Here is a 9,888-nt window from a genome sequence, read left to right as displayed (position 1 = left end):
GGGCTCAGGGCTCAGGGCTCAGGGCTCAGGGCTCAGGGCTCAGGGGCCAGGGGTCATCGGCGTGGATCGCGCAGCTTGCCGATCCGTTCGCGGTCGAGGCGGAATTCCGTTCTCAGCAGCCGGGTGAGCGGGCCGATGAGCCGGTGCACCAGCTCGTCGAACTGCCCGTCCGTCAGCGCCCGGGCGTCGAAGTCGGCGGTGCGGTTCCGGCTGCGGGTGGTGTGCGCGGTGTGACGCTTGCCGACGATGTGCTTCGCGGGCGGGACGGCCGCCGCCCGTGCGGGCATGCGCTGGATGGGGGCCGCCGGTGGCCAGCGGGCGGGGGGCGGCGCGGGTGCGGGTGCGGGTGCCGTTGCCGGTGCCGTTGTGGGGGTCGCGGGGGGCGTCGGGACGGGCGTTGGGGCGGCGCTGCGCTGCACCGGCAGCGGGGCGGGCGGTGCGGGGGCAGCCGCCCGCAGCCGCACGGGTGCGCCGGGCGGTACGCCGTTGCCGTGCTGCCCGGGACCGGGGCCGTCGACCTGCCGCTGCACCGGCAGAGGCGACGGCCCGGCCCCGGGCGTGGGCCACCCCGGCGGTGCGGACGCCACGGACGGCTGCGCACCACTGGGCGCGGCGCCCCCACGCTGCACCGACGCGGGTAACTGCCCGGCCCCGGGTGCCCCCTGGGGCGGCAGCCCCATGCGCGCGGACGGGAACGGCGGCTGTGCGGCACCCTGCCGCTGCGGTGACGCGGAGTTGTGCGGCGCGGGCCCGCTCCCGCCCCTCGGCGGAACCGGCGGCTGCGGTGACGCGACGCCATACGGCGCGGCCGTTCGCCGCACGGACGACGCGCCGGAAGGCAACACGGGTGAGGCGGCCTGCGAGGAGGCGGCCTGCGAGGAGGCGGCCTGCGAGGGGGCGGCCTGCGAGGGGGCGGCCTGCCGCCCTATCGGCACGGACGGCAACGCCCCGCCCTGCGGCACAGCCGCACGCTGCACCGGCGCGGGCAACTGCCCCACCGACGCGGACCCGTTCCCGCTACCCGGCGCGGCCTGGGACGGCACCCCGCCCTGCCGCTGCGGTGAGACCGCACCCTTCGGCACGGGCGTCCGCGCACCGCCGGGCGACACAGCCGCACGCTGCACCGGCCGGTCGGCGCCGCCCGTGGGCGACTGCCCCGGCGCTGCCGCACGGCCGGTAAGTCGCCGCGCCGCGCGGCCGATCAGCCCGGGCGAGGGCGCGTGTCCGGCATCCGCCGGGGCGGGTGGGAGATCGTGGCCGCTGGCCGACGCGCCCGGGTCGGGCGCCACCGCCGAGCGCCGCGACGCCACCGGCCCGGTCGGCGAACCCCCCGGCGTACCGATGCGGCGCAGCGGCACCGCCGTCGGCGCACTGCCGCGCTGTACGGCGGCGGCACCGGGCGGGGTCGCCGTCGGCAGCGCAGAGGTCAGGGCGCGCGCCGACGCCAGGGGAAGCGAGGCAGGGGCGGCCGGGCGGCCCTCAACTTCCTTCCGCCGCACGGCTGGTGCGGTCTCCAGGGGTACGGGCGGCAGCCACGTCGCCTGCTGGGGCCGTACGACCGGCAGGGGCGAGCCGGAGGGCGGCGCGACCGCGCGCTGTACGGGCGCCTGCCGTGCCGTGGCCGCGACCGGCTGTCGCACGGGGGCCGAGGGGGCAGGGGGCGAGGTCAGGGGCGCGCCCAGGCCCGGGCGACGGCGAGGCGGGACGTCGCCGGTCGGCGCGCCCAGCCCCGTACCTCCGGGGCCGGGGCCGTTGGGGACACGCCGCTGAACCGCAGGCGCGACACCGGCAGCGGGCAGCTGCGACACCCCAGAGGCCGTGGGCCCGGCGGGCACCTGAGCGCCCCCGTCCGCCCCGCCACCCCGCGCCGGGGCAGCCTGCGCGGCCCGCCGCTGTACAGGACGCGCCGCAGGCACACCGGTCGCCGCAGCGGACGCCTGAGCGCCGCCACCCGGCTCACCGCCCGGCGCCGTGGCAGACGAAGTCGGAGCACCCGCAGCGGAGTCGGCCGCCGCCAAAGCCGATGCAGGCTGCGCGGCCCGCCGCTGGACGGGACGCACGGCGGGCGCGCCGGTCGTCGGCGCCCCCAGGCCCGTACCGCCAGGCCCGGGGCCACCGGACACACGCCGCTGGACCGCAGACGCGGCACCGGCAGCGGATGCCTGAGCGCCACCGCCTGGCCCACCACCCGGCTCCGGGGCAGGCTCCGGCCCCGGAGCAGCCTGCGCGGCCCGCCGTTGGGCAGGACGCGCCGCAGGCATGCCGGGCGTCGGCGCGCCCAGGCCCGTACCTCCGGGGCCCGGGCCGTTGGGGACACGCCGCTGGACCGCAGGCACGGCACCGGTGGCAGGCGACTGAGCGCCATCGCCTGGCCCGCCGCCCCGCGCCGCGTCCGGCGCCGGGGCCGACGTCGGAGCAGCCGAAGCGGAATCGGCCGCCGCCGAAGCCGCAGCAGACGGAGCAGCGGTCCGCCGCTGGACTGCGGGCCCGGCAGGCGCCTGAGCCGACGCCGAAGATGGGGAACCAGGCGCTGAAGCCCCCTGGCCCAGGGCGAGCCCCGAAGCGGACGGATCCGGACCCGCCAAAGCGGACTTCGGAGCAGCCTGCGCGGCCCACCGCCGCACCGCAGACACGGCACCGACGGCAGGCGACTGCGACACCCCGGAAGCCGTAGGCCCGGCAGGCACCTGAGCGCCACCGCTTGGCCCACCGCCCCGCGCCGCGTCCGGCGCCGGGGCCGACGTCGGAGCAGCCGAAGCGGAATCGGGTGCCGCCGAAGCCGCAGCAGACGGAGCAGCGGTCCGCCGCCGGACAGGAGGCGCGGCGGGCGTCGGCGCACCCAGGCCCGTACCCCCAGGACCAGAGTCACCGGGCACACGCCGCTGAACCGCAGGCCAGGCAGGCGCCTGAGTGGACCCCGGGCCCGAAGCGGACCCGGGAGCAGCCTGCGCGGCCCGCCCCTGCACCGCAGGCACGGCACCGGCAGCAGCCGACTGCGACACCCCAGGAGCCGTGAGCCCGGCGGACGCCTGAGCGCCACCGTCCGGCGCCGCGTCAAGCGGGGCCGAAGTCGGAACACCCGAAGCGGAATCGGGCGCCGCCGCAGCTGACGGAGCAGCGGCCCGCCGCTGGACAGGACGCGCGGCGGGCGTTGGCGCGCCCAGGCCTGTACCTCCAGGCCCGGGGCCATTGGCCTCGCGCCCGGCAGGTGCCTGAGCCGACGTCGCAGAAGCGGAACCAGACGCCGAAGCCCCTTGGCCCGGAGCGAGCCCCGCAGCAGACGCCCCCGAAGCGGACACCGCCGGGCCCGAGGCGGGCCCCGGAGCAGCCTGCGCGGCCCGCCGCCGCACCGCAGGCACGGCACCGGCAGCAGCCGACTGCGACACCCCAGGAGCCGTGAGCCCGGCGGACGCCTGAGCGCCACCACCCGGCGCCGCGTCAGGCGTCGAAGCCGCGGTGGCCCGCCGCTGGGTCGCGGGCGTGGCGGGCGGTTGAGCCGATGCCGCTGAGGCGGGAGCAGGCGTACCCGGGGCGGGGCCGGGCGCCGGGACAGCCGTCCCCGAAGCGACCGGAGCCGGGCCGGACCCGGCATCCGCCGGAGCCGGGGCCGCCAGGCCCGGCGTCGGCGCCGCAGCCGTCGCGGGCCCCGCCGGGCGGGCCGTTGGCAGGGCGCGGCGTTGTACGGCGGGGGCCGTGGTCAGCGTCGTGGCGCGGGCGGCGCTCGGTGGGACCGGACGCACCCGGGGGCCCGCCGGCGGAACGGCGGCCTCCGTGGACGGTTCCGGCCGGGACACCGGCACGGTCAGCGAGGGCTCGCCGAGGTCGGGACGCGGGGTGCCCGACGTCCTGAGGGTGCCCCGGACCAGGCCGCCCGGCGCGCCGTCGAGCACGGCGTGCGAGAGCGTCCCGGTGAAGGACGGGTTCTGCCAGGTGCTGAGCGTGCCGCCGAACCCGGGGTCGGCGACGCCGCGCGGAAGCCGGGCGACGGCCGTGGGCTGGATCGGGGGAAGTCCAGCCCACGCGGCCGCCGCCCGGCGGTCTGTGCGGTCGTCCGCGGACGCGTCCGCCCACGACGGACCGTCCGGCATCCCCTCCGCGGATGCCGGACGGGTGTCCTCCGTGGATGCCGGACGGGCGTCCTCCCCAGGCGCCCGCCCGGACGTCTCACCAGCCGCGGCACCGGCCGCCGTCTTCCGCCGGGACTGGCCGCGGAATCTGTCGAGCAGTCCCATCTACCCCTCCGTGGCGCGGGTGACGAGAGAGGCGATCTCTTGCGCGTAGCGTCGCCGGTCGCCGTGTTCGAGGTCCAGGATGTCCTCCAGCCTCCAGTGGAAGTGGTAGGCGATGTACGCGATCTCCTCGTGGAGACGGTCGGTCGCGTACGTCACGATTCCCCCAGGCGGCTCCCGCCCAGCTCCACCTCGAAGGGCTGCTCGCAGTGCGGGCAGGTGACCCCGGCCCGGGTGTGGCCCTCGGCGTTGACCTGCCGGTAGAAGTCCTGGAGGAAGGCGAGGTCGGAGGCGAACATGTTCTCCACCACGCCGTCGTGCACCGAAGTCAGCGCGCCGAGCCGGGTGATGACCCGGCCGAGCAGCACGACCGACAGATAGGCCGGGTTCTCCTGCACCCGCACATCCCGCAGCGGGATCAGCTCGTCCCGCGCGGTCGCCAGCCGCATGGTCCCGGAGCGGTGCACGGTGCCGGACTCGTCGACGTAGCCGCGCGGCAGCTCGAACGCGAACTCGGTCCGCAGCCGCTGCGGTTCGGGCTCAGGGTCCGGCGCGGGAGCCGGAGCGGGAGCCGCGACGGCCGCCTCGGGCGGCGGGGCGGCTTCCGCTGCCGGCGCGCGGACGGCCGTGCGGCGCATTACTCGATTTCCAGTTCTTCGAAGGTGATGGTGACGGTCTCGGTCAGCGCCGAGGCCTCACCGGCCTTGACGGTGCTGGCGTCGATCTTGCTGCACCACGCGTTGCGCAGGTTGTACCGCTTGACCGGGTTCAGCTCGTAGTCCATCACCATGATCGTGGCGTTCTTACGGGCCGTGGACATCTGGCCCTTGATGGACTGCTGGATCCACTGGGTAAACGCCGGGGACGGGGTCATGCCGCGCACGACCGTGCACTGACCCGCCTTCTGCACGCCCGGCATCTTGCTGACCTTGGGCTTGCCCTGCGCGGAGACCTGCTGGTACTCGATGACGTCCTGTTCGAAGCTCAGGCCGCTGACCTCCTGGAGGTACTCGACCATGACGCCGTCGATCTGGATGCCGAAGTTGTGTGAGGTGAAGGAATCACCGGGCTGGAGACTCATGAACCGCTTGTCCTTCTGCTGCTACTGATGAACGGAAGTGATGGGTGGACGCGGCCGCTACTCCTCCAGCTCCCCGCTGCCGCTGCTGAACTGGGCCAGCCGGAAGATCACGAACTCGGCGGGCTTGACCGGCGCGATGCCGATCTCGCACACGACCCGGCCCACGTCCACCGACTCCGGCGGGTTGGTCTCCTCGTCGCACTTGACGTAGAAGGCCTGCTCCGGGCTGGAGCCGAACAGGGCACCCGCGCGCCACTCGTTGACCAGGAACGCGGAGACGTTGCGCCGGATACGGGCCCACAGCTGCTGGTCGTTGGGCTCGAAGACCACCCACTGGGTGCCGATCAGGATCGACTCCTCCAGGTAGTTGAAGTACCGGCGGATGTTGATGTAGCGCCAGGCCGGGTCGGAGGAGAGGGTGCGGGCGCCCCAGATGCGGATGCCGCGGCCGGGGAAGGCGCGGATGCAGTTGACGCCGATCGGGTTGAGCAGGTCCTGCTCGCCGCGCGTGACCTGGTTCTCCAGGTCGACGACACCGCGGACGACCTCGTTGGCGGGAGCCTTGTGCACCCCGCGCTCGAAGTCGTTGCGCGCCCAGATGCCGGAGACGTGACCGCTCGGCGGGACCATGCGCCCCTGGCCGCTGGCCGGGTCGAAGATCTTGATCCAGGGGTAGTAGACGGCCGCGTACTTGGAGTCGTAGCCCGCGGTCTCCTGGCGCCACACCCGGATGTCACGGGCGTTGAGGCCGGGCGGCGGGTCGATGACGGCGACGCGGTCGCCCATCAGCTCGCAGTGCGCGATCAGCCCGAGCTGGACGGCCTTGACCGCCTCCAGGTCGATCGCGCCGCGCTGGTAGGCGGCCATCAGGTCGGGGACGGCGACCATGGAGATCTCGTCGACCGCCTCCAGGCCGCCGAAGCCGGTGCGGTCGGCGGAATCACCGAGGTACTCGGCGGGGCCGGGGTGGGCGGCCGACGCCTCGGCCGGGGCACCGGCGGGCACCGGGGCGGCGGGGGCGGGGCGGACCAGGGCGACGGTCTGGTTCTCCGGCCGGGCCAACTGCCCTGCGGGGGCCGTCTCCTGGACGGTGATCAGCTTGGAGCGCTCCTTGACCTGCGTGACGACGTAGGAGCGGTTGCCCTTCTTCGCGGACACGTCGAAGGTCTCGGCGACCCTGCCGTCGTCCTTGACGATCAGCTTGAACCGCTCGGCCGGGCCCTCCCCCTCCGGGTCGGCCACCTCGACGCTGAGCGCGCCGCCGGGCGTGAGGGCCCGTACGGAGAACGTGCCCAGCTCGGCGGGGGCGCCCGCGGGCAGTTCGGCCGGAGCGCCGGCGGAACCCGCCACGGCGGCCGGGCCACCGGAGGCACCCGTGGTCACGGCGTCCTCGTCGGCCGATCCGCCGACCCGGACGACGTACGCGGCGGAGCCGCCGTTGTTGAAGAACCCGTAGACGGAGTGCGCGAGGTAGTACCTGTCCGTGAACTCGCCGAAGGCGGCGACGTACTGGGACCAGTTGGTGACCAGCGTCGGGGTGTTCAGCGGCCCGGTGGGGGCGAGTCCGACGAAGGCGGCCACCGAGGTGCCCACCCCCTCGATCGGGCGGGAGCCGCTGGCGACTTCCTCCACGTAGACGCCCGGCGACAGATACGACGGCATGCGCTGTGCTCCTCGGGGTAAGGATGAGGAAGAACGTAGGACCTTCACACCCTTGACCGGGCGGCGACAGCCCGGATAGGTCCCCCGGGCCCTATCCGGGGGCAAAGCGGGTGCCCGAAGGTATGGGCGGCGCCAGGCGGGCAGCCCCCGGTGCGCCCGGTCCCGGTCCCGGCCCCGCCGTGCCCGTATCGCCCGGGGGTCGCGTCAGCCGGTCTGCCCGTAGAAGTGCTGCCGCGGACCGACGAGCTGGTGGTACAGCGCCTGCCGCTCGTCGGAGCCGTCCTGGGTCTCCTTCAGCTCGGCGTACCAGCGCTGCTTGATGTCGTCCAGGAACGCGCGCCAGTTCCCGTGTCCCTGTGCGTCCCCCAGCTCCTTGAGGTCCACGTAGCGCTCGTTCTTGGCCGTCCCGCCGGAGCCGATCTTGTCGCGCTTGTGTCCGTGCAGGATTGTCTCGGGGTTGGACGTGGCCTCGGTGGACCGGAAGTCGTGCTTGTAGCCGACCGGGCTGGGCTTCTCGGGCCCGATCGTCTCGATGCCGACCAGCAGGGAGCCGTCCTTCTCCTTGGTCGGCGCGGTGAAGACCAGCAGCATGTGGCCGTGCGATCCGGTCGGCAGGACCACATCGCCGTTCCAGTCCTTCGAACCGAAGCCGTTGCCGGGCACGTCCACCCCCCACATGTCCGGACCACCCGGCTTGACGCGGTTCCCGAGGGAGACGAGGCCCCCGCTCGTCTCCTTGAACTTGCCCCGCTTACCGTCCTTGTTCTTCTCGATGTCCATGCCGTGCGTGGCGTAGGGCCGGTCCTCGACGAACTGCGTGGGCTTCCCCTTGTCGGTGACGTCCAGGAAATCCGTCAGGGCCGTGGCCGACTCCTCACCCTTCAGGGCAGGGACGCGGATGTTGACCCGGCCGCCGTGCGCGAGGGCCCGGACGACGTCGCCGTCGCGGTAGTCGAGGTGCTGCTGCTGCTCCTTGTCGTAGATCTTCAGTCCGTGCTGGAGGACGAGAAGGACGTTGGTGAAGACGTCGCGGGCCTTGTCGGCCTTCTTCTGGTGCTGGGTGACATGCGCCTTGTTCGCGTCGGGGTGCATGTCCTGGGGCGGAATCGCGGCCGGGTGCAGCGTGCGGACGGCGGTCTGCCGGATCTGCTCGTCGCGCTCGTCCAGCAGCGGCTGCTTCTGGTCGTCCGTGAGGCTGCGCCCCTGGGTGGTGAAGAACCGGCCGAGCGTGTAGTCCGGAGCGTCCGGGACGGGCGCGCCCTTCAGATGGTTGTTGTAGGCCAGGGTCGCGGTGAGGACGCGCTTGCCCGCGGGGAGAGTCAGCCAGTCCTTGTAGTTGCCCTTGGCGGTGTACGCCTTGGCATCCTCGATCGTGCCGATGCCCACGTCCTTCAGCCAGGTGGCGTTGACCGTCGTGAGCGCCTCGATGTCCGCCAAGTCCTGCGCGGTGAACACCTCACCGGCGATCACCCGCCGGTCCAGGGTGCGCCTCAGGCGCATCTTCCCCTCCAGCATCAGCTTCTCCGGATACCACGTGCCCGGCGCCCAGACGTTCGGCTTCAGCTTGCTCTCGACGGCGCGGCTTTCGATCGACCGGCTCAGCCGGTAGATCACCTCCTTGCCCTTGACGTCCTTGCTGTCCTTGGCGTCCTCGGCGGGCTCGGCGGCGGCCGCGCCCGCGCTCGGCCCTCCCGCCCGCTGGACGACCGCCCGCTGGACCGGCGCCTCATGGCCGCAGTCCGCGCCGTGGACGTGCCGCTCCTGCTCGATCACCCGGCTCGCCGCCGCGTTGCCCACCGAGCGCTGGAGGGCGATGGCCCGCCCCGGCGTCATCGCGCCGCCGGGTCCGGGGTGGGCGTCCGGCCGCGCCGTGGCGCGGACCGGTGCGGGACGGGCCAGGGCCCTGGCCCGGTCGGGGTACTGGTCGTGGTCCGGCTTTCGTCGCGCGTGCATCGGCCGTCGCCTCTCCTTGGTCCGGTACGTCCGCTCCCTCTGCTACGCCCGGCGGACGCGCGGCGGCAGAGGAACCGGGGCAGCCTTCCCGGGCCCGCGGGGCACTCCGGGGCACCCCGGTACCCGGAGGCAGCCCGGCGGGGCAACGCGCACGAGCCTTGAGGCAACGGACCGTGCCCCGACGCCTGCGACAGCGGGCGGGCGCCCGCCATAGCGTCGCGAGGTGAGCCTTTGGACCTCTCTGGAACCCGCCTCGACCACCGTGGACCCCGGCGGCTCGGCCAGCGTGCGGCTGCGGTTGCGCAACACCGGCGACGTCGTCGACGAGTACCGCTTCGTACCGGTCGGCGAGCTGTCCCCGTGGACGACCGTGGAGCCGCAGACGCTCCGGCTGTACCCGGGGACGACCGGCACGGTGGAGCTGACCTTCGCCCCGCCGCGCACACCGGACGCCACGGCCGGGCCGAACGCGTACGGGGTGCAGATCATCCCGACCGAGCACCCCGAGGCCACCACCGTCCCCGAAGGCAACATCACCGTCACGCCGTTCAGCGAGGTACGGGCCGAACTCGTGCCGCAGACGGTCAAGGGCCGGTTCCGGGGACGTCCCAAGCTCGCCGTGGACAACCTCGGCAACGTCAAGCTCACCGCGTCCGTCAGCGGCAGCGACAACGGCGACCAGATCTCGTACGACATCCACCCGGCCAACGTCCAGATCGAACCCGGCCGGGCCGCCTTCATCAAGACCACCCTGAAGCCGCGCCAGGTCATCTGGGCCGGGGCGAAGGAATCGCGGCCCTTCACGCTCTCCGTGCAGCGCTCCGGCGCCGAACCGCTGCCGGTGCAGGGCACCTACGAACAGCCGGGGCTGATGCCGCGCTGGCTGGGCGTGTTCTTCAGCATGCTGGTCGCCCTGACCATCGCGTTCGTCATGATCTGGATCTCGTACAAGCCGCAGGTGGG

At 74.2% G+C, this 9,888-nt stretch carries 7 protein-coding genes; 1 reads left to right on the top strand and 6 read right to left on the bottom strand.

The features are described from left to right. Positions 1–53: 53 nt before the first annotated feature. The 6 genes from ACZ6CL_RS00035 to ACZ6CL_RS00010 all read right to left on the bottom strand — a co-directional run bounded on the left by ACZ6CL_RS00035 (position 54) and on the right by ACZ6CL_RS00010 (position 8,925). A complete protein-coding gene (locus ACZ6CL_RS00035) occupies positions 54–1,640 on the bottom strand; it encodes a hypothetical protein (protein ID WP_468929119.1) in 1,587 nt (528 codons plus the stop codon). 2,592 nt (positions 1,641–4,232) lie between these two features. After that, positions 4,233–4,388, bottom strand: a complete 156-nt coding sequence (locus ACZ6CL_RS00030; RefSeq protein ID WP_468929116.1) for a DUF6760 family protein — start codon at positions 4,386–4,388, stop codon at positions 4,233–4,235. Then, complete coding sequence (locus ACZ6CL_RS00025; protein WP_468929114.1) at positions 4,385–4,867, bottom strand: hypothetical protein; 483 nt, start codon at positions 4,865–4,867, stop codon at positions 4,385–4,387. Before ACZ6CL_RS00025 ends, ACZ6CL_RS00030 begins: the two co-directional genes overlap by 4 nt. After that, complete coding sequence (locus ACZ6CL_RS00020) at positions 4,867–5,310, bottom strand: phage tail protein (protein WP_123100677.1); 444 nt, start codon at positions 5,308–5,310, stop codon at positions 4,867–4,869. Before ACZ6CL_RS00020 ends, ACZ6CL_RS00025 begins: the two co-directional genes overlap by 1 nt. Positions 5,311–5,367: 57 nt before the next feature. Beyond that, positions 5,368–6,972 carry a phage tail sheath family protein gene (locus ACZ6CL_RS00015; protein ID WP_468929111.1) on the bottom strand — a complete coding sequence of 535 codons (1,605 nt, stop codon included), beginning with the start codon at positions 6,970–6,972 and terminating at the stop codon, positions 5,368–5,370. Between the two features lie 204 nt (positions 6,973–7,176). Continuing rightward, positions 7,177–8,925 (bottom strand): PE-PGRS family protein, encoded by a 1,749-nt coding sequence (locus ACZ6CL_RS00010; protein ID WP_468929108.1) that lies wholly within the window; start codon positions 8,923–8,925, stop codon positions 7,177–7,179. Positions 8,926–9,148: 223 nt separating this feature from the next. Here ACZ6CL_RS00010 and ACZ6CL_RS00005 point away from each other — a divergent pair. Beyond that, positions 9,149–9,888 (top strand): COG1470 family protein (locus tag ACZ6CL_RS00005; RefSeq protein WP_468929105.1); only part of this gene is annotated, 740 nt, incomplete at its 3' end.

The sequence above is a fragment of the Streptomyces sp. NPDC041200 genome (assembly GCF_055591805.1).
This window is presented reverse-complemented; position numbering and strand designations above follow the sequence as displayed.